19 protein-coding genes and 1 pseudogene are annotated in these 21229 nt (G+C 46.1%); 13 read left to right on the top strand and 7 right to left on the bottom strand.

Annotation, left to right across the window (positions count from 1 at the left end; all coding sequences use genetic code 11):
* Window positions 1-114 precede the first annotated feature (114 nt).
* Window positions 115-5271: an Ig-like domain-containing protein gene (locus DYC63_RS01135; RefSeq protein WP_115217552.1), complete on the top strand. Its 5157-nt coding sequence runs from the start codon at window positions 115-117 to the stop codon at window positions 5269-5271.
* A gap of 96 nt (window positions 5272-5367) precedes the next feature.
* Here DYC63_RS01135 and DYC63_RS12795 read toward each other — a convergent pair whose 3' ends face one another.
* The gene (locus DYC63_RS12795) at window positions 5368-5583 is read right to left on the bottom strand and encodes a hypothetical protein (protein ID WP_115217551.1); all 216 of its coding nucleotides are present in this window, start codon (window positions 5581-5583) and stop codon (window positions 5368-5370) included.
* A gap of 108 nt (window positions 5584-5691) precedes the next feature.
* On the opposite strand from DYC63_RS12795, the gene tnaC reads away from it, so the two are divergent.
* The 3 genes from tnaC to DYC63_RS01115 all read left to right on the top strand — a co-directional run bounded on the left by tnaC (window position 5692) and on the right by DYC63_RS01115 (window position 8638).
* Window positions 5692-5790, top strand: coding sequence for a tryptophanase leader peptide (tnaC, locus tag DYC63_RS01125; RefSeq protein WP_115217550.1), 99 nt, complete (start codon window positions 5692-5694; stop codon window positions 5788-5790).
* A gap of 160 nt (window positions 5791-5950) precedes the next feature.
* Window positions 5951-7366, top strand: coding sequence for a tryptophanase (gene tnaA / locus DYC63_RS01120; RefSeq protein WP_115217549.1), 1416 nt, complete (start codon window positions 5951-5953; stop codon window positions 7364-7366).
* 57 nt (window positions 7367-7423) lie between these two features.
* The gene (locus tag DYC63_RS01115) at window positions 7424-8638 is read left to right on the top strand and encodes an aromatic amino acid transporter (RefSeq protein WP_115217548.1); all 1215 of its coding nucleotides are present in this window, start codon (window positions 7424-7426) and stop codon (window positions 8636-8638) included.
* A 265-nt stretch (window positions 8639-8903) separates the two neighbouring features.
* On the opposite strand, the gene DYC63_RS01110 is transcribed toward DYC63_RS01115, so the two are convergent.
* Window positions 8904-9260, bottom strand: coding sequence for a hypothetical protein (locus DYC63_RS01110; protein WP_115217547.1), 357 nt, complete (start codon window positions 9258-9260; stop codon window positions 8904-8906).
* A gap of 31 nt (window positions 9261-9291) precedes the next feature.
* A complete protein-coding gene (locus DYC63_RS01105; RefSeq protein WP_115217546.1) occupies window positions 9292-9579 on the bottom strand; it encodes a hypothetical protein in 288 nt (95 codons plus the stop codon).
* A 251-nt stretch (window positions 9580-9830) separates the two neighbouring features.
* Between DYC63_RS01105 and DYC63_RS01100 the strand changes: the two genes are divergently transcribed.
* From DYC63_RS01100 to DYC63_RS01090, 3 genes are all read left to right on the top strand, one after another.
* Entirely contained in the window at window positions 9831-10706 is an 876-nt protein-coding gene (locus tag DYC63_RS01100; RefSeq protein WP_115217545.1) for an IS982 family transposase, read from the top strand.
* Window positions 10707-10846: 140 nt separating this feature from the next.
* A complete protein-coding gene (locus DYC63_RS01095) occupies window positions 10847-11503 on the top strand; it encodes a hypothetical protein (protein WP_115217544.1) in 657 nt (218 codons plus the stop codon).
* A gap of 3 nt (window positions 11504-11506) precedes the next feature.
* Window positions 11507-11743, top strand: coding sequence for a hypothetical protein (locus tag DYC63_RS01090; protein WP_115217543.1), 237 nt, complete (start codon window positions 11507-11509; stop codon window positions 11741-11743).
* A 47-nt stretch (window positions 11744-11790) separates the two neighbouring features.
* On the opposite strand, the pseudogene DYC63_RS12790 reads toward DYC63_RS01090, so the two are convergent.
* The 4 genes and pseudogenes from DYC63_RS12790 to rpsT form a co-directional block, all read right to left on the bottom strand.
* A pseudogene (locus DYC63_RS12790) lies at window positions 11791-11988 on the bottom strand (IS1595 family transposase); the annotation flags it as partial.
* A 153-nt stretch (window positions 11989-12141) separates the two neighbouring features.
* Complete coding sequence (nrdD, locus tag DYC63_RS01080) at window positions 12142-13932, bottom strand: anaerobic ribonucleoside-triphosphate reductase (RefSeq protein ID WP_115217542.1); 1791 nt, start codon at window positions 13930-13932, stop codon at window positions 12142-12144.
* Window positions 13933-13944: 12 nt separating this feature from the next.
* Complete coding sequence (nrdG, locus tag DYC63_RS01075; RefSeq protein WP_115217541.1) at window positions 13945-14478, bottom strand: anaerobic ribonucleoside-triphosphate reductase activating protein; 534 nt, start codon at window positions 14476-14478, stop codon at window positions 13945-13947.
* 389 nt (window positions 14479-14867) lie between these two features.
* The gene (gene rpsT, locus DYC63_RS01070) at window positions 14868-15134 is read right to left on the bottom strand and encodes a 30S ribosomal protein S20 (protein WP_115217540.1); all 267 of its coding nucleotides are present in this window, start codon (window positions 15132-15134) and stop codon (window positions 14868-14870) included.
* Window positions 15135-15517: 383 nt separating this feature from the next.
* Between rpsT and hemL the strand changes: the two genes are divergently transcribed.
* From hemL to DYC63_RS01040, 6 genes are all read left to right on the top strand, one after another.
* The gene (hemL, locus tag DYC63_RS01065) at window positions 15518-16804 is read left to right on the top strand and encodes a glutamate-1-semialdehyde 2,1-aminomutase (protein ID WP_115217539.1); all 1287 of its coding nucleotides are present in this window, start codon (window positions 15518-15520) and stop codon (window positions 16802-16804) included.
* A gap of 9 nt (window positions 16805-16813) precedes the next feature.
* The gene (gene pdxH, locus DYC63_RS01060) at window positions 16814-17452 is read left to right on the top strand and encodes a pyridoxamine 5'-phosphate oxidase (protein WP_115217538.1); all 639 of its coding nucleotides are present in this window, start codon (window positions 16814-16816) and stop codon (window positions 17450-17452) included.
* A gap of 18 nt (window positions 17453-17470) precedes the next feature.
* Window positions 17471-18361 carry a methylenetetrahydrofolate reductase gene (locus tag DYC63_RS01055; protein WP_115217537.1) on the top strand — a complete coding sequence of 297 codons (891 nt, stop codon included), beginning with the start codon at window positions 17471-17473 and terminating at the stop codon, window positions 18359-18361.
* Window positions 18351-18767, top strand: coding sequence for a hypothetical protein (locus DYC63_RS01050; protein ID WP_115217536.1), 417 nt, complete (start codon window positions 18351-18353; stop codon window positions 18765-18767). Before DYC63_RS01055 ends, DYC63_RS01050 begins: the two co-directional genes overlap by 11 nt.
* Before the next feature lie 65 nt (window positions 18768-18832).
* Window positions 18833-19051: a DNA-directed RNA polymerase subunit omega gene (gene rpoZ / locus DYC63_RS01045; protein WP_115217535.1), complete on the top strand. Its 219-nt coding sequence runs from the start codon at window positions 18833-18835 to the stop codon at window positions 19049-19051.
* Between the two features lie 12 nt (window positions 19052-19063).
* Entirely contained in the window at window positions 19064-21226 is a 2163-nt protein-coding gene (locus DYC63_RS01040) for a RelA/SpoT family protein (RefSeq protein ID WP_115217534.1), read from the top strand.
* Window positions 21227-21229 lie beyond the last annotated feature (3 nt).

The raw sequence follows: 21229 nt of genomic DNA, 5'->3' as shown, positions 1-21229 counted from the left end.
TAATTTTAGTAGCTTAGGCGCTAAAATTATGGCGGACGGATTGTCGCTAAATGATAAAAAAGATAAAATTACGGTCATTTTCTAATCTTATTTTTGAATCATTCAGGAGACAATATGGCTGCCTACGTATTTCATGTTTATCGCGGCGAAGGGCTTAGTTCATCGATTCATTTAAGCAGCGGTCAAACCGTGCATTTGAAAGCCTTGGGCGATATGCAGTATCAACTGTTGGCAGAGAACGGCAGCCTGATTAATAATCCGGAATTTATTATCAAAGGCAATGATTTATGGATTTTGAAAGAGGGTGTCTCCGAGCCTTTGCTGATTATCGAAGACCATGCGATCACGGCGTATCAAGGCGGCTTTATCAGCGACGCTAGTCAGCTGACGGTATTTGAAACGGCAAATCAAAGCTTTGCCACGCTGCCTGAAGGCACGCCGCAGGCGGCTTTGCAGGCAAGCCAAGTGCAAACAAGCAGTATCTTGCTGCCAAGTCTGGGGATTGCGACGGCGGTGGGCGCGATTGGTTTGAGCGCAGCCGGCGGCAGCGATAAGAATGATGCCGATACTAAGGCGCAGACTCCTGCAAATCCGAATACGCCGAATACGCCGAATACGCCGAATACGCCGAATACGCCAAATACGCCAAATACGCCAAATACGCCAAATACGCCAAATACGCCAAATACGCCAAATACGCCAAATACGCCAAATACGCCAAATACGCCAAATACGCCAAATACGCCAAATACGCCAAATACGCCAAATACGCCAAATACGCCAAATACGCCAAATACGCCAAATGCTTTGGTTTCCAAAGTGACATTTGAAAAAATCACGGGTGATAATTTGATTGATACCGCAGAGGCGGCACAAAAACAGATGATTGTCGGCAAGGTCAGCCATATGCAAGACGGCGCGGAAGTTGTGCTGAATATCGGCGGCAATCACTATCGCGCACAGTTGCAAAACGGCGGTTTTAGCTTTGAGGTGGACGGGGCGACATTGTCCAATCATAGTCAAATCAGCGCAACGGTTAAGGGTACGCAGACAAATGGACAATCAGCAACGGTTAGCGGTAGCCAAGATTACCGCTTGATGCCGAGCATCAGCATTGATGATGTCACGCAAGATAATGTGGTGAATATCGAAGAATCTGCCGGCAATATTACCGTAAGCGGTAAAATTAAAGGCTTATTGATTGAAGATGCGATTAAAATTACCTGCGGCTGTGTGGCTTGCGTGGCAACACGCGATCAAATCAAAATCGATAATGAAGGCAATTTTACGGTGGATTTTGCAGGCAGCGGCGTTGTGCAGGGCGATAAGGTCAAAGTCGAAATCATGGATAAGGATACGACAAAACTCGCCGAAGAAAGCAAGACCTATCAGGTGGATTTGCAAGCGCCGCAAATCAGCATCAGCCTCAATGCGATAGGCAGCGGTAAGCTGAGTCAGGAGCAATTAAGTAAGACTTTTGTTATTAACGGCTCTTATCAAGTGCAGGCAGAAGATTTAGCCGATTTACAGATTGAGCTTAGCATCGGCAGCAATATTTATTCTTCTGCCGGTTTAAATCCGAAAGTCATTATAAACGAATCGGATAAAACCTTTCGTTTGGAGGTTGACGGCGCAGTTCTTCGGGGGCAGCAAAAAGTCAGCGCCAGTATTAAAGCGCTTGATAAGGCGGGCAATCCTACAACGCAGACGACGGAGCAGCCGTATGAGATTGATGCTTCTCAGATTGAGCCTAGCATTACCGTGGCGGCGGTGGATGACGGTTTGATTAATGCCAATGATTTGAATAAATCCGTTATTATTCGAGGCGTTTATGCTCATGACGAATATGCAGCGCTTGATCCGTTCAAGATTGAAGTCTATAAAAATAATGTATTGTTGGGACAGGCGACGCCTCATGCGGCAGATAAAACTTGGCAATTGACGCTTCAAGGCAAGGACTTGGCCGGCGCAGAAGGCGGTAATCGAATTCATGCGGTGATTCGTGTAGACGGCAAAACAGCGCAGTCTTTACCTTTGACGTATCAAGTAGATACGCAATTGGAGGCAAGCGCGCAAATTGAGAGCATTGCCGGCGATGACAATCGGGTTTCTGTAGCGGAAATCGCGCAGGATGTCGTCGTGAAAGGACGCATTGAAGGCGAATTTAAGCAGGGCGATGCGGTGAGCATTTATGCGGGCACGCAGCGCTTAGGCAAATCGACCGTGCAGACAGGCGGTGATTTTGAGGTCAAGATTGCCGGAAAATCGCTTTATGATTTAGGCGATAAAACCTTGGTTGCTGCGGTTGAGGCCCATGATCAGGCCGGTAACAGCCGTGAGGTAAGAAGTACGGCGAAAAGCTATCATATTGAAATACCGGGCAGAACGTTAAATGTAGCATTTGATGATATTACAGGCGACAACTTTATCAATGCTCATGAAGCAAAACAAAATATCACATTGAGCGGCACGATCAGCAATGCCCAAGAAGGCGAGAAAATCAGCTTAATCGTAGGTAAGCAGAGCGTGACGGCAACCGTAGAAGCAGGCGGACGCTTTACAAGCCATATCAATGGCAGCGCTTTTGCCGAGGCGGGCGCCGGCAGCCTGCGCGCACAGGTCGACGGCGCCTTAGTCACCGGTGAAAAAGTATTTACCGTTGCCGATAATGCGCAGGCAAAAATCGAGATTCTTTCAATTGGCAAAGACGGTAAGGGTATTATCGGCTTTAGCAATGGCGAGAATGTGGTGCGGATAAACGGAACGCTGGAAGTCTTTGATCAGCAGTTCTCAATTGGGCGCAATATCGGAAGGATTAAATCGATTACATTGAATATCGGCGATAAAAAATACGAAGCAGGTATTAATGAAGAAAACCAAACTTTCTTTGCCGATATAAAAGCCGAGGATTTGATTGCGGCAAATGGCAAAAAAATTTCTTATTCCATTGAGGCGGCAGATAAATATTATAATTTAGAGGAAAGTTATTATTCCGGTTATTCAAAAGTCGCTAATTTGAAAACGGCAGGTGAGCTAACCGAAGATAATACTAATATCCATCTGGAAAAAAATGTTTATTTAACCGGTGATGCTCAAAACGGTTATCGGATTAACAGCGCGGCTTTAAAAGAGAGTCTTTATACCGAGGTGCATGGAAAAATCAGCGGTGCGGCGGTAAAAGCAAGCGATAACGTTAATCTGGTCATTGCCGGTAATACTTACAAGGCCCAAGTCAATAATGATTTGAGTTTTACGGCGAAAATCGACACGGCGGATTTGCAAGGCCGGGGAGAGAAAGGTTTGGCTAAAATCCAAGCGACTGTCGAATCGCAAAATGCCGCAGGCGAAACCGTTACCGTAAGCAGTTCTGAGTATGCGGCTCTCGCCTCTGCCGCTAATGGCGCTATGCAACATCATAGCGGTCGCTTAAAACATTTTAATGATTTGCCTTATTTTATGCAGGTATTGGATATCGAGCATTACAAAGAGAGTTACGGTTATCGTTATGCGATTGGAGAACGTTTAGAAAAATATGAATTCGGTAATCCAAACGGTACTAAAATAATTAGCTATAGTTTCGGCAGCTATGGAGACAGCGTTAAGGTGAATAATAAATCGGAAACCAATACCCGTTTTACCGCCGGCAATCAAGCGATTGTTCGCGAAGTGCTAAAAACCTTTGAAGATTATATTGACGTGAAATTCGTTGAGAAGCCGTATGTCCGAGATGCGGATTTCGGTTTTTATCTCGTGAATTTGAATAATGGCGATATTTCAAAAGGAGCTACTTTAGGCTTTGCCACTTTCGGCGGAGATGTCGTTATCAGTAATGAAGTCTATGGCGATAACGGTCGCATCGTCGGAAGAGATGGAGATAATAATGTTATTCGGCAGGGCAGTCTGAATTCTAAAGACGGTTGGGTCACAGTAGCGCATGAACTGATGCACACTTTCGGTATGACGCATCCTTTTAGAGGTTTTCCTGAAAATTCTACGCCATATAAAACCCCTCTGGAATTCTCTGAAGATGAAAGCCTGGGAGTAACGCTGCTATCTTACGAAAGCGCCCATGATTTCGTGGGCAGCCAAGATTTGCGGCTCTTTGATTTGGCTTATTTGCATTACCGCTTCGGCGTGAGCCAAAACGCACGTAAAGGTAATGATACTTACGGCTTTAAAACCTTTAATCAGTCTAGCGCCGATAATGATATTTATATTTGGGACGGCGGCGGTGTCGATACTTTTGACGCCTCGCAGGAAAAAAACGGCGTTTATGTGAATCTGACGCCGGGATCGCGCAGTTATAACGGCAAACATCTGCCGGCTTGGAATGAATTCGATACCTGGTTGGCGCAGTTGGACCGTTCGAAATTCGGCGTGATTCGTAATTTTGCCAGCAATAAAGCCGATTATTTCGGCGTAGGGCGCACGGCTAATGATCATCTTCTTGTGGCCGAAATAGTCAATAATCGAGCCAAACTTATCAGCAGTTCTAACGGTCAGCCATTAGAAGTGCCGGAAGATTATGATTTTACTGACGATCAAGTATTTATCGGTTACAACACGCAAATCGAGAATCTTAAAGGTTCTGCCTTTAATGACATTTTGTTTGGCAATAATGCGACCAATCATATAGAAGGCGGTGCGGGCAATGACCGTATCGACGGCGGCGCAGGCGATGATTACATCGATGGCGGTATCGGAGCCGATGTGATGCTGGGCGGTGCCGGCAATGATATTTTTATTGTGGATAATAAAGATGACGAAGTTATCGAATATGCCGGTCAAGGCAGAGATAAAGTATTGAGCAGCGTTGACTATCGTTTAAGCGATCACGTTGAAGATTTGCAGCTTTTAACCGGAGCATCTGAAGGTATTGGCAATAATGAGGACAATCATTTGATTGGCAATAGCGCAGATAATCGTTTAGAAGGCCGCGATGGCGACGATATTTTAGAAGGGCGCAGCGGTAATGATATTTTATTAGGCGGTTTGGGCAAAGATACTTTTGTCTTTAATACCGAATTAGACGGTAGTATTACAAAGATTGAAGATTTCACGGTAGGCGAAGATATTATTTCCTTATCTAAATCTGTCTTTGCATCCTTAACGGATAATACGATGAGTAACTGGAATGACTATGTATTTTATGACAAAGCCAGCGGCGCGCTTAGTTATGACGCTGATGGAAGCGGTCATACCGATGCCATACATTTTGCTACATTATCACTCAATTTGAATTTAGATAATAACAGCTTTATTGTGGTGTAAATATCATTCTTCAATATTTAAAATATGCTATGCCGAAAGCATAGCTGCTTTAATAAAATGCCAAAACAGCGGATGAATAAATTCCGCTGTTTTTTGCTATAGTCGAAGAATTAAAAAAATATTACGGATTTGGTTCGCCTTGCTGTACGCTCTGTACTGCCTGCGGCTCGCCGCCTTGTGCCAGTTTTTCAAATCTTCGACTATAGTCGAAGAATTAAAAATGACTACGATGTTACGCAGTTCTTTCACTTCTTTACCCATGTCTACATGAGGAAATTTGAGCGAGTTTTTGTGTTTTTTAGATGTTTTCATATAAAAAGCAATAAATTAACGTAAAGAGCTCGTTTTTTCACATTTTTCTATGGACAGTGTTTTCTCCTTATGCTAGGATTGCCGCCATTCTTGGCAAAGGAGGATTTTATGAAAGCCATCATAAAAGTTTTCCTGCGTTTTATACGCAATCGCGTATTATTGCCTTGGTTTATTCAAGACCATAAAATGGCATTCTATTTTCCATAGTCTTTTATTCTTTCTGTATTCGCTTAATTGCGGATTTCATTATCTTTTCTGCAAAAAATTTGATTAAATTCTCCGGATACCATTATTTTTTGGAAGCCTGAAATCTATTCAAAATTTTTGAGTATATAAATAATATTTGAATGATTATTAAGGATACACTATGGACAATTTTAAACATTTACCAGAACCTTTCCGCATCCGCGTTATTGAACCCGTCAAACGTACGACCATTGAATACCGTGAAGAAGCGCTGAAACGCGCCGGCATGAATCCTTTTTTATTAGACAGCGAAGACGTATTCATCGATTTATTAACCGATAGCGGAACAGGTGCCGTCACTCAAGACATGCAGGCGGCAATGCTGCGCGGAGACGAGGCATATAGCGGCAGCCGCAGTTATCATGCTTTGTGCAAGGCGGTAAAAGAGATTTTCGGTTATGAATACACCATTCCCACGCATCAAGGTCGCGGAGCGGAGCAGGTCTATATTCCCGTATTGATTGAAAAATGCCTGCGCGAAAAAGGCGGCGACCGCAGCAAAATGGTCGCGATTTCCAATTATTTCTTTGATACCACGCAGGGGCATACGCAAATCAATCAATGCGTTGCGCGCAATGTTTATACGCCGAATGCTTTTAATACCAAAGTCTATGAAGATTTCAAAGGCAATTTTGATTTGGAAAAATTAGAACAAAGCATTCAGGAAATCGGTCCGCAACATGTGCCTTATATCGTGCTGACGATTACCTGCAATTCCGCCGGCGGACAACCCGTATCTATCGCCAATATGAAAGCCGCTTATGAAATCGCGAAAAAATACGATATTCCGGTAGTCATGGATTCCGCGCGCTTTGCCGAAAACGCTTATTTTATTCAGCAGCGTGAAAAAGAATATGCCGATTGGACGATTGAGCAAATTACCTACGAATCCTACAAATACGCCGATATGCTGGCGATGTCGGCAAAAAAAGACGCCATGGTGCCGATGGGCGGTCTGCTCTGCTTTAAAGACGAGAAATGGCTGGAAGAATATAATGCCTGCCGCACCTTATGCGTGGTGCAGGAAGGCTTCCCGACTTACGGCGGCTTGGAAGGCGGTGCGATGGAACGTTTAGCCGTCGGTCTGCGCGACGGTATGCGCCAAGACTGGCTGGAATACCGCATTGCCCAAGTGCGGTACCTGGTCGAAGGTTTGGAAGCTATCGGCATTTATTGCCAGCAGCCCGGCGGACATGCCGCTTTTGTGGATGCAGGACGCTTGCTGCCGCATATCCCTGCCGAACAATTCCCCGCGCAGGCATTGTCTTGCGAACTCTATCGGGTAGCCGGTATTCGAGCGGTGGAAATCGGGTCTTTCTTATTGGGACGCGATCCGAAAACAGGCAAGCAACTGCCATGCCCTGCGGAATTGCTGCGCTTAACCATTCCGCGCGCCACCTACACGCAAACCCATATGGACTTTATCATTGAAGCCTTTGGACGCGTGAAAGAAAATGTCGCTAAAATTCGCGGTTTGGACTTCACTTACGAGCCGAAAGTCCTGCGGCATTTCACGGCAAGACTGAAAGAAATTTAACATCAAGGGGGCGCGACATTTGTCGCGCCTTTTTTGTCTAAGAAAAAGGATTTCGCTATGGAAAAAACACCTTCTATTTTCGGCGGTGCCTGTATTATCGCCGGTGTTTGCGTAGGGGCGGGCATGCTGGGCTTGCCCACTTCCGGCGCAGGGGCTTGGACATGGGTATCTTTGGCAGCCATTATCTTAACAATGGTGATTATGACCATTTCCGGTCTGATGTTATTAGAAACATTCAAGCATTATGATATTCATGCCTCATTCGATACGGTAACCAATGATTTATTGGGCAAAAAACTGAATATGATTAATGATATTTCCGTATATTTTGTCGGCGGCATCTTACTATATGCCTATATCACGACCTCGGGCGGTATTTTGCAGCAGCTCACGCAAATCAATAATAAAGTCATGTCGATAATATTTGTGCTGATATTTGCCGCGGTTGTTTGGCATTCCACAAGGCTGGTCGATAGAATTTCCACCATACTGATTATTTTTATGGGCTTGAGTTTTATCTTCAGCATCTCCGGCATGGCGGCAAATATTAAACTGGATATTTTATTTGACAGCCATAATGCCGATGGCGCCTATCTGCCGTATTTCTTCGGCATGCTGCCTGTGGCATTAGTCTCTTTCGGCTATCATCACTCCGTCGCCTCCATGCGGATTTATTACGGCGACGAACACAAAGCGCAAAAAGCCATTATCGGCGGCACTTCTATCGCCTTAGGTTTTTATATCATTTGGTTAGTCAGCATATTCGGCAATTTGCCGCGTGCGGAATTTGCCCCTGTGATTGAAAAAAGCGGCGAAATAGAAGCCTTATTGGCGGCATTGGGAAATGCCATCGAATCCAAAACCGTCGCCCAAACCATTCACGCCTTTTCCATCGCCGCGATACTGTCTTCCTTTATCGGCGTAGGCTTGGGATTATTTGATTTTCTCGCCGATTTCTTTCACCGCAGCGATGATAAAAAAGGACGTTTCATTACCTGTTTATTCACTTTTGTGCCGCCTTTAATTTTATCTTTGCTCTTCCCCTTCGGCTTTGTCATTGCCATCGGCTATGCAGGGGCGGCGGCGACCATTTGGGCTTGCATTATCCCCGCCTTATTAGTGAGCAAAGTGCGCAAACGTCATCCGAATGCGGGCGGATTTAAAACCGTCGGCGGTTCGGGCATGGTCATTGCCGTGATTATTTACGGCGTGGCGGTAATGATTTTCCACTTTATGAATATGTTGGAACTATTGCCGGCTTTTAAAGGCTAAATAGGATAAAGCCATTCGGATTGCTTCACCGCGCTGAATGGCTTATGTGTTTTTCAATGAGTTATCAGGTAGGATATTCATAGTAAATTCATGACAAAATTAATCACTTTTCAATCGGGTAGGTCGGATACTTGTATCCGACATTGCTTGAAGTATCAATTTGTCGGATTTAAGAATCCAAACTGGCGAAAAATTTTAAAGGCTAAATAGGATAATACCATTCAGATTGCTTTATCCGCTCTTAATGCCCTCGTTATAGGGAAAATTAGCTGCGGGCTTTATATCTCTTTTTCTGTGTTTCAATGTAGAAGTCAATTTCTTCTTTTGAGTATCCTAAGATTTCTCCTATTTCTCTTTCGACTGCTTCATTTAATTCTTTGGTTTTACGAGTTTCTTTTATGAGCTGTTCTAGTCTTATAGCGCTCTTTCTGTGTCCTACTAAATAAAAAATATAAACACAGGGGTCTTCTGCAAAATCATAAAATTCTATTTCTCTATTATATTTGTATCCGATTAGAAATTCTGGGGGTATTTCCATGAAGAAATAGCTTACATTCTTTTTCCCAGCAAGCATCAGGTCTAATTCAGCTAAGTTGTGGGGGGATAATCTAGGGTCTGTCATTTTCGACCTCTTCCGCTTCTATAACCACCACCTATATGGCATGAACCATTACAACCACCGCCACCGGGAATAAATCCTCCACCACCTCCTCTGCTAGCAGGATTGGAACCGTCAGGACGTACTCCAAATTCCTTAAAATAGCAATCAGGGCATAAATCCCACCAATACTGCCGCTTTTAGCTCCGCAATTTACACAATCAGTTCGAGGTGAGCGTTTACCAGTTTTTTCAATCTTATTAATGTAATTATGTACTTCACCATCGAAACCATAATATGAGAGTTTTTCTTCATTTGATGTTTGAGCATGCGATGCAAACATAAATATGAATATAATTGATGATAAGAGTCTTTTCATTGGTTTTTAAAAACAATATATGTAAGAAATTAATTATACTTGGATGAGTGCTAGATAGCAATCGTAAGCGATTAATAAATATATGTTACTGAGACAGATTTCTGAACGTCCTCTAAATTAACCTGAGTTCGGGATAAGCACCCCACTAAAAAATAAAGAGCAATTGTGATAATCTACTGTTTTGACAAAACAAACCATCACAAAAGCCCTTTAACATGGAACATCTTACAACACTTTTCTGCCAAGTAGATGATTTTTGTAAAACATTTGAAGCAGACTTTAACCGCACACTCATCAGCAAACCCAACAGCAGAAACCGAAAAGCCTCTATCAGCACTTGCGAAATCATTACCGTATGGATCTATTTCCACCATATCCGCATACGTGATTTCAAAAGCTACTATCTATGGCAAATTAAAACCATTTGGAAAACAGCATTCCCCACCATGCCAAGCTACAATCGATTTATCGAATTAGCACAACGTGCATTACCTGCTATGTTGGTTTTTCTCAGTACTCAAATGGGGAAATGTACAGGCATCAGTATCGTGGATTCCACCATCTTATCTGTTTGTCACAATCGTCGAATTCATAGGCATAAAGTGTTTAAAAACATTGCTCAACGTGGCAAAAACAGCATGGGTTGGTTCTATGGATTCAAACTTCATGCAGTGTTTAATCATGTAGGAGAGCTAGTCAATTTCTGCCTAACGCCAGGCAATGTTGATGACCGTAAAGGCTTACGACAAATGGCAAACAAACTGTTTGGATTGTTGGTTGGGGATAGAGGCTATATCAGCAAAGAGTTAAGCGATTGCTTAGAAAAGAGATACAACATCACTTTACTGACAGGCAAGAAAAAGAATATGAAATCCCCGCCCCAAAGTCCTGAACAAAAAAGGTTGTTAAAACAAAGATGTGTTGTTGAAACAATTTTTGATCAGTTAAAGAATCTATGCCAAATTGAACATACTCGCCATCGTTCAGAGAAGGGATTTTTGTTGAATCTGATTTCTGGATTAACGGCATATTGCTTGTTTGCGTATAAGCCGCAGATGCTTGGGAAGAATGCTTTGGCGGCTGCTAAATAAAGGTGGCTTATCCCGAACTCAGGTTAAGCTAAAAAGAAACTTTGAAAATAATGTGGCTCTAGCCTTTGCTTATCAATGGCTTAAGATATGAATGTTCAACAGAACCTAATATATTTTGAAATTTTGTTAAGAGATTATATATGTGTATAGAATTAAATCGTTTTATTAAATTAATAAATGAAAATTTCAAAGATATCTCAAATGAGGAAAATGAATCCTTAGTTATAGCTATCTTTAGAGATTTAGATAAACAAGAACTATGGAATGATAGGTCAGCTCTCTATAGCTACATAAAAGGGAGTAACTCACTAAATCAGCATATCGATTATATTGAAAATAATATAAAACAAGGACTATTTATTGAGCCTTTTAAAATATGGACGGATATACCAGATTGGTATCTTCCCGATTTAAGTCATGAGGGTTTAAGTTTTACAACTCCAACGAAGAGAAATTTTTATATCCCAAAATTTATTATTCAGACAATAACGCAAAAGTTTCCAACCAAGACTAACCTAAATGATTTATCATTTTTTGCATGGGAAAATCACCTTTTACCACCATTTATAAAGGGTTTAGAATATCCTAAAAATGAATATTATAATGATTTTACCAAATTAGATGATAAACAAAAAAGTTTAATAGCTTTCTTTTTATGCCATAGATTTGAAGAAAAACAGATCATTTTTGACAAACCAGATAAAACTCAAAAAACCTTTTTTTACGAATATTGGCTACCTTACTTGAAGGTATTATTTAGTGATATAAATCTATTTGACAGTGACAATATGGATTGATCTTTGACATTAAAGCCGAAAAATAAAGCTAAAACAAGGGTAACGGTGGATGAGACGACAGGTTTGGTGAAAAACTTGAATCAAGATGCGGTCAATACGGCGATACAGGATTACCAAAAACAGGTAGAGGCTTACTTGCAACAAAACCATCCGAATGCGACGGTAGGCGATGTGTTGGGTACCAGTAAGATTAAAGAGTATAAGAGTCAGTTTTTAAGCCCTGGTTGCCGTATCAAGTGAAGACGGTAATCAGTGAGGCTCTAGACTAGCAGGGTGATTGGTATAATTTATTGCAGAAGCGACCATAAATGTTTTTCTAAATCATCAATACTCTGCTTCCAGCGCCATTCGCATTCCTTCAAATGCTATTCGAAATTTTTGCTTACACCGTTAAATTTTGCAAGCCTTCTTTTGGTAAAACTCCAAAAACTTTCTATACCGTTGATGTGTCTGCTGTCATGTGCAAATTCGTTTTGTCCGTGATTCTAAATAATCTATGGTTAATAGAGCGCTATTAGGTTATTTAATGTATTCAAACAGCCCATTTTTATCCCTGTAATAACTTGGTGTCTATAATTTTTGACGCAACCCCCCCCCCATCACCTCCTTTAATTTTAGTTACCTTTGATAAAGTCTATCTATTCCGCATGTGCGGCTTCGCGGTGGTAATGGCGCAGGGCGTGTTCTTTACGCCGTCCGCCGGAAAAAGCGGAAACGCGTTTGAGGTAGCCGATGACGCGCGTGCCGTAGTCGATATTGTCCGAGCCGCAGGCAGGGCAGGCGCATAAGGTGCGTTTGTCGATGTGTTCGCAGTCATTGCAGATGGTAATGCGCACGTTGACGCAGAAATAGTTGCAGCCTGTTTTGGCGGCGATATTGAGCAAAGACAGATAGCCGCTTGCCGGTAGTGCTTCATCAAGATTCAAATGCAGAGCAGAGCCGCCGTCAAGCCAGTCAATCAATTCTTTGCCGTGCAGGAGGAATTTGTCTAGGGCATTGATGCTGTCGTCTTCCACGGCGTAAAAATAGGAGTTGTAGCAGTCGCGTTTGACGGCGTAGCCGTCGGCTTTATCCCATTTGGCGTTTTTTACGCCGAGATTTTCCGCCGGCACGAATTCGGTGTTGAATTTAACGCCGTAATGTTTGGAAGCGGCTTGATTGGCTTCAAAGATGGTTTTGAGGCGGCTTTGTACAAATTCTACGTATTGCGCATGATAGCCGGGGCGAATGCCTTGAGATTCCGCCGCTTCGACCATGCCGTTGATGCCGATGGTTAAGAATTGTTTGTCGAGCGTGATGAAACCTGCATCATAGACCGGCAGCATGCCTGCCGCTTGGTAGTCTTCCATCAGTTTGCGGTAGGCGTATTGATATTGATGAATTTTGGCGACTTCTTGCGCCAAATCGCGTCCGTCTTGTTCAAGACGGTTCATATTGATGCTGATGACGTTGATTGAGCCTGTCGCGACGCCGCCCGCACCCAAGGTGTAGGAAAAGCTGCGGTCTTCAACGGCATTGCGCAGGCGGCAGCAGGACGCCAATGAGTCGGGATTATCCGATAGGTACATGAAAAAGGAGTTGCCTTCTGCCAGTTGCTGCGCCAGCATTTGCGCAAAAGGCATGTCTTTGCAGCTGCCTTCGGCGGTAAGCATAGCGGCGGTAACGACAGGGAAGGTTAATAAGGCGCGGCGGCGTTCTTGGTTAAACCATGTCAGGAAAAATTCCTGCAAGGCGGAGACGCTTTGCCAGTCGGGGCGCGACAAATCCGGAAAGACGAAGTTGCCGAACATCGCTTCAAAATAATGGCGGTCATATACCGAGATATTCCAGAATACGCTTTGATAGCCGCGCGCCGCCGCCGGTTGGTTGATGCTATAGACGACTTGCTGTAAGTGATTGGCGATTTCCGCGCGGTGGCTGCGTAAATAATCATCGCCGTAATCTTTGCGGGCGAAATAATCAAAATAGCTGAGAAATTCCACTGTCGCCACCGCGCCGGCAAATTGTGCGCTGATGGCAAATACTAAGTTCACAAAAGAACCGCAAAAAGAAGCCAGATGTTTGGGTGCATCGGATTCGCCGCCCAATGTGCGCAAGCCGTCCAATAAAAACGGATAGAGCGTTACCGATACGCAATAAGGCTTGAGGCTGGTTTCATCATGCACATAAATTTCATGTGCTTCGATTTGGCGCAAATATTCATCGGCGCAGTCCTGCCCGAATAATTGCGCGATTTTGCCCGATACTTGTGCGCGGTTGATTTGCACAAAGAAATCTTTCATCAGCTCGGCTTCCATCGTGGCGATGTTTTTCTGCGTGACATTGGCATTGGCATCCATCGTCGAGCCGTCGGCGGCATTGTTTGCCGCGATGTAGCGGCGCATAAAATCCAATTTGCCTGCGATTTGCGCATTATCCAAACGAATCATTTTTCCTCCTGTTTAATAAACCGATACGGTATTGGTATTAGCATTGCGGGCGAGAAACAGATGGTTCAATACCTTGCCGCTGCTGACTTCGATAAAACGCTGATTGCTGCAAGGGTTGTCCAATCCGCCCAAATCCGCTTTCCAAGGCCCTGTTTTCACATAATCCAAATAGGGCAGCAAAGGCGGCGTCAATTGCTGCAAATCCTCAAGTTCCGCTCCTGTGTAAAGGCAGGTTTTCAAACCCTGCGCCCGCGCGATGCGCAGCAATTCCTGCAAGGCTTGCGGCTGCCATTCGCCGCCCATAAATAGCAGACAGGTAATGAGTCCGCGATAGATGTGCAGGCGCTGTCGCAAATAATCGGCGCTTAATGCCTGCGCCTGCTGCGGATGCCAAGAATCCGCACTATGGCAACCATGGCAGCGCAGCGGACAGCCGGCAATCAAAAAAGCTAAAGAGGCTTCCTGCGGCACTTCCTGCCAGACAATGTCTTCGGAACAGAAAAATAAGGAATTTTTCACAATATATGGTGTATTTTGTTTTGTCATGCACAATATATTGTGCCTAAATGTATCGATTGGCAAGGAGATTTTATTAACTTGGCAATAGATATTCATTAAGCGGCAGATAAAAGAAAGATTTTTTCGCAGAGATTTTTGCGGTTTTTGTCTTTGGTAGATTTTTTCATCAAAATTTCCTTACTGGTTGAAACCCCTTCCTTTAGGGAGGATAATCTTGTGGGAGAGGTGTAACCTCTTCCAATTCAGGGCAACACGTAGAGCGACGCTTTATGTGTCGCTCTGTGTGTTGAAACATGTCGGATTCTTGAATGACTAGCTATCTATTTGATAATCATGTTTTTTGATTACATTTTCAATATTTGAGGCAATAAAAAACCCGCTAAAAAGCGGGTTTACAAGCAAAGCAGGCGAAAATCTTAAGCGGCAATCGCTTTGATTTTGGCATTCACGCGGCTTTTAAGGCGCGCGGCTTTGTTTTTATGAATGAGTCCTTTGCTCGCAGCGCGGTCAAGCAGGCTGACGGCGTATTGGTAGTTGCTGCGTGCAGCGTCCAAATCTTTGGCTTCAATTGCTTTGAGAACTTTTTTCACAGAAGTACGCATTGCAGAACGTTGGCTTGCGTTGCGTGCGCGGGCTTTTTCCGCTTGGCGGACTCGTTTTTTGGCTTGTGCTGAATTTGCCATGAATGCTCCTAATAAAATTAGCTTTTGCTTGAAATTTAAGGCGGCAGATAATGCCTGAATCAGGTAGAAAAGTCAATGTTATTGCCTGACTATCTCAAATAACGGTATTTTGCGATTTTGCGGCGTTTAGAAGAAGGCGGCGCCTGCTCCACTTAAATTCTATCTATTTATTTTGCCAGTATCGGCTTGTAATTGCCGCCACATCCACAGATAATGCCAAAAATTTATCAAAAATTCTTTGTTGTTTGATTGCTTGAAACGCTTTTCTTCAGCGAGGATAATGAAATGGAGAGCGATTGCTCTCTCTTGATTCGGGACAAAATATAGAGCGGCGCTTTATTGCGTCGTCCTGCGTGTTGAAACATCGTAAATGAGAGGATTATATGTCATACCCAGCTTCGTATCAGGCTTTTGAACGTGCTAAAAAAGTGATTCCCGGCGGGGTGAATTCGCCGGTGCGGGCTTTCGCTAGTGTGGGCGGCGATCCCTTGTTTATCCGCCGCGCCGAAGGGGCTTTTATTCAAGATATTGATGAGACGCGCTATATCGATTATGTCGGCTCCTACGGCCCGATGATTAACGGACATGCGCATCCCGAGGTGGTAAAAGCGGTGCAGGAAGCGGCGGCTTTGGGTATGAGCTTCGGCGCGCCCACAGAGGCGGAATCGCAATTGGCGGAGATGGTGGTGGCGCGCGTATCGGGTATCGATATGGTGCGGATGTGCAATTCCGGCACCGAGGCGACCATGAGCGCTTTGCGTTTGGCACGCGCTTTTACCGGACGCGATAAGATTTTGAAATTTGCCGGTTGTTATCACGGGCATTCGGACGGTTTGCTGGTAGCGGCGGGTTCGGGTGCGCTGACTTTCGGCGTGCCGAATTCTCCCGGTGTGCCGGCGGCGTTTGCGGCGCAGACCTTAACCGCTGTCTATAACGATGTGGCGGCATTGGAGCAGATCTTCCAAGCGCAGGGCAGGGAATTGGCGGCGGTAATTGTCGAGCCGATTGCCGGCAATATGAATTGCGTGCCGCCGACGCTTGAATTTCATCAGCGTTTGCGCGCTTTATGCGACGAATACGGCGTCTTATTGATTTGGGACGAGGTCATGACCGGTTTTCGCGTGGCTTACGGCGGTGCGCAAGAATTGTTCGGCATTCAGGCGGATATTCTGACTTTCGGCAAGGTCATCGGCGGCGGCATGCCGGTAGGCGCTTTTGCCGCGCGCGCCGAGATTATGCAGCATTTAGCGCCTTTGGGCGGCGTGTATCAGGCAGGGACTTTATCGGGTAATCCGGTGGCGATGGCGGCGGGGATTGCCAATTTGCGTTTAACCGAGGTGGAAGGCTTTTATCCGTATTTGGCGGCTTTGACGGCGCGTTTGGCAGAAGGAATTCGCGCTGCGGCACAAGCGCATGCGGTGGATGTGGTAGTCAATCATACCTGCGGTATGTTGGGATTGTTCTTTACGCAAGCGCCGCAGGTGGCGAATTTTGCCGATGTGCAAACGGTCGATACGGCGAAATTCGCGCGCTTTTTCCATTTGATGCTGGAAGAAGGTATTTATCTTGCGCCTTCGGCTTATGAGGCTTTGTTCGTCAGCACAGCGCATACGGAGGAAGTGATTGATGCCACGATTGCCGCCTTTGGGCGCGTCTTCGAGGTTTTGTAGGAGCGGACGATGGATATTGGCAATCTTCGCAAGGATTTTACCGACCACGCGCCGCTGCTGCGCGAGGATTTGGCGGATAATCCTTTTGAGCAGTTTCAGCAATGGCTGGGCGAGGCGATGGCGGCAAAAATAGACGAGCCGAACGCCTTTGTTCTGGCGACTGTGGATGCGCAGGGCATGCCTTCGCAGCGCACGGTTCTGCTGAAATTCTTTGATGAGCAGGGTTTTGTTTTTTATACCAATTATAAGAGTGCGAAAGCACAGGATATTGCGCATAATCCGCAGGTGTCGATGTCCTTTCCTTGGTATGCCTTGCAGCGGCAGGTCAAGATTCAGGGGCGAGCGGAAAAAATCAGCCGCGAACAGTCTTTAAAATATTTTTTAAGCCGTCCTACAGGCAGTCAATTGGGAGCATGGACGTCGCCGCAGAGCAAAATCATCGATTCGCGCGATTTTCTGATGTTGCAATGGCAGAAAATGCGCGAAAAATTTAAAGAAGGGCAAATTCCTTTGCCCGATTTTTGGGGCGGCTACTGCATTTGCGCGGAAAAAATCGAATTCTGGCAGGGACAGCCGAGCCGCCTGCATGACCGTTTTGAGTATCGCCGCCGCGATAATGATTGGGAGATTGTGCGCCTAGCACCCTAAAAACTAGGGAGGATACAGATGAATAAAACCGCTGTTTTGCAATTAATTCAGGATTTTTCGATAGAAACCACACCGCGCGGGCTGAGTAAATTAGCGCCCTTGGCACAATACCTGCCTGCCCAAACGCGCGTATTCATCACATTCCTGCCCGGTGCGGCATTTGCCGATACGGTGCGCTCGGCGCAAGAGATTGCGGCGCAAGGTTTCACACCCGTCGTGCATGTGGCGGCGCGCAATCTGCAATCGCAGGCGGAATTGCAGGAGGGTTTGGAAGCCTTGCAAGCCGGCGGCATTCGCGATTTGCTGCTCTTGGCAGGCGGCAGCATTCATACCCGTTCGCCGTTTCAAAATGCGCTGGAGATTTTAGACAGCGGCATTTTGGAACCATTCGATTGGCGCAGTATCGGCTTTGCCGGACACCCCGAGGGGCATCCCGATGTGCAGGCGGAAGAATTGCGCCGCGCCTTAGAAATCAAATGGCAATATGCTCGCCAATATCCGCGTGAGTATTATTTAGCCACGCAATTCTGTTTCCAAGCCGAGCCGGTAATTGCTTGGCGGCAATCCTTATTGGCGGCGGATATTCATTTTCCCCTGCGTTTGGGCGTAGCGGGCTTGGCGAATACCGCCGCCTTGATTCGCCATGCGCAATTATGCGGCGTCGGGCCTTCGATTAATTTCCTGATTAAAAACGCGGGCGTATTCCGGCGTCTGTTGGGCGGTGTAGCGGCACCGGGGCGCTTGGTGGCGGATTTGGCGCAGGCGGTACAGGACGGCAGCATTGACGAAGACGTGCGCCTGCATTTCTTCCCTTTAGGCGATTTTTCGCGTACCACCGCTTGGATTGCGGCGATTCAAGCCGGAAAATTTTATTTGGATAATCAACAGGGAGTACACATTGAACAATAAACTCGGATGGCTGGCGACGGCTTTCGTATTAAGCGCTTGCGGCACAAGCGCAGGTTTGGATTTGCCGCGTTTGCAGAGCGGAGAAGCCCGTATTTATCATTACAATTGCGCCGATGCCGAAGGCATGGACGTCGAATATGCCCACATGGCGGGCATTTATAGCGCGACAATCAAAATTCTTGACGGCAAAAAGGTGCTCAATCGCGAAGCCGACGGTGCCTTCCGTTTAGACGACTGGACGTGGCAAAGCGGCGCCGACGGGCGTTTTGAGCTGAAAGAGGGTGATAAAGTCCTGCGCAGCGCCTGCATCGCCATGAACCAAGCCGCGCCTGATGACAAACGCAGCGCGCGGAAAAATCTCTTCGGCGGCGATGAGGATGCGGGGCGAAAAACGCAGCCGCGGTAGCTTTCGCGGGCATTTCTCGCTATCATAGACGCCCGAATTTTCTCAATATTTAAGGACAGCTATTCATGGCAAGAGTTACCGTAGAAGATTGTTTAGTAGAAGAAAACAACCGCTTTCGTTTGATTTTGGCCGCCAGCGGTCGCGCGCGTGAAATCGCTTTCGGCGCCAGTCCGCTTGTGGCGCCGCTCAATGACAAACCCACCGTGATTGCTTTGCGCGAAATCGAAGAAGGACAAAGCAGCATCGCCCAGTTGCTGCAAAAAAATCAAAAAGGCATGTTTTAATCGGGACGCATCATGGCAATCGCGCTGACTTATCAACCCTTTGCAGGACTTACCGGCGCAAATGAATTAATCGCCGCTTGGGAGGCTTTGCGGCAGGAATTAAGCCATTATCTTGATGATGAAACGATTGCCGAAGTCTTGCGCGCCGCCGTCTATGGCGCGCAAGCCCATGAAGGACAAATGCGCCAGTCCGGCGAGCCTTATTTTGTCCACCCGATTGCCGTCAGCAAAATCTTAGCCGCGCAGCGCTTTGATTTGCCTGTCTTGCAGGCGGGCTTACTGCACGATGTATTAGAAGATACGCCGATTAGCAAAGCGGAAATGGCGCAGGTTTTCGGCACGGAAGTAACCGCCATCGTCGACGGCGTGTCCAAATTAGACCGCCTCAAAGACCAAGCGCCGCAAGAAGCGCAGGCAGACAGCTTTAAAAAAATGCTGGTGGCGATGACCGATGATCCGCGCGTGATTATCATCAAACTTGCCGACCGCCTGCATAATATGCAGACCCTCGGCGCGCTGCGTCCCGACAAGCGCATTCGCAAAGCCCGCGAAACCTTGGACGTCTATGCCTCGATTGCGGGGCGTTTGGGCTTATTCTATTTCCGTATACAATTGGAAGATTTGGCGTTTTCCCATTTGCATCCTTGGCGTTACGCCGTCCTGCAAAAGCATTATCAGCAGCGTTTTACCAATAAAACCGTGATTAACCGCCTGCGGCAGGAAATGCAGCCGCAATTGATGCGTTTAAATATCCAAGCCAGCATTAGCAAGCGGCAGCGCCATTTATGGGGCGTGTATTTGCGTATGAAGCGCAAGCAGAGTTTTGACGAGGCCTGCCGCACCATTCCCGTGCGCATCATTACGCAAAGCGAAGACGATTGTTATCGCGTTTTGGGTGTTTTGCATAAATCCTGCCGCCCGATTTCGGGCAAATTCGAAGATTATATCGCCGCGCCGAAAAGCAACGGCTACCGCTCTTTGCACAGCAGCGTTTTGATGAAAACCGTCGGCGCCGTGCTGAATGTGCAAATCCGCACTCGCGATATGCACAGTTTGGCGGAAACGGGGATTATCGCCGTCTGGCATCAGCATTTGAAAAATCTCTCTTTGCGCAATGAACATCATAATGTAGTTGCGGAAAAATACATGCGCGACTGGTTGTCGCGGCTGCGCGAAGTGCAAAATATCACGGACGACCCTTTGGAATTTTACGATGCGGTCAAAAAAGAGCTGAGTTCCGGCGATATTCATGTCTATACGCCGACAGGGCAAATCATTGATTTGCCGCATGGCGCCACGCCCGTCGATTTTGCCTATGCTATTCATTCGGAAATCGGCAATCATTGCGTAGGCGCGAAAGTCAACGGACTGCCCTATGCGATTTTTCGCCCTCTGCAAAGCGCGCAAACTGTGGAAATCATTACCGATTCGCAGGCACATCCGCATGCCGGCTGGCTGCAATTCGTGGTAACCGCCAAAGCGCGGGCGGGCGTGAATCATCATTTGCGCAGTCTGGAGAAAAAAGAAGCGCGGACTTTAGGCATGCATTTGCTGGATGCGGCTTTGCACGAATTCGGCAGCGACTATGCGGCGGTGGAAAAAGAATTAGTCGCCTATGCCAAGATGCAGGAAATTGAAATCAATGATTTATTAGATGATATTGCCTATGGACGCAAGCAGTCGGGCCTGATTGCCGCCGCCTTATTGGGCAAGGCGAAAAGTGAGCTGGGGCAGGAGCAGGTCTTGTACGTGCATAGCGCCTTAGACAGCGGCGTCTATTTGGGCGAATGCTGCCATCCCCTGAATCAGGATGCGATTATCGGACATATTGAACGCGGCAAAGGCATTCAAATTCACCGCCGCGATTGCGTTTTGGCGAAAGTCAGCGACGGGCAGGATTGGTTGCGCGCCGAATGGGCGGAAGATGTGCACGGCATTTTCAACAGCAAATTGGTCTTTGTGGTGCAGGACCGTCCGAAAATGCTTTCGCAAGTGGCGCAAATCATCGGCGATTGCGGCAGCAATATCACGGATTTGCAATTGGAGCGCTTGGGGCATCGCAATGATCAGCAGCGCTTTATTATGAAATTGGAAGTGCAGGGTTTGGAACAGTTGGAAAAGATTATGCAGCAATTGCGCTTGATTGACGGCATCAGTCAGATTGAGCGCGTCTAAATA

This window comes from Suttonella indologenes, from assembly GCF_900460215.1.
Lineage (GTDB): Bacteria > Pseudomonadota > Gammaproteobacteria > Cardiobacteriales > Cardiobacteriaceae > Suttonella > Suttonella indologenes.
The sequence above is the reverse complement of the archived record's forward strand: the minus strand, read 5'-3'. Positions and strand labels throughout refer to the sequence as shown.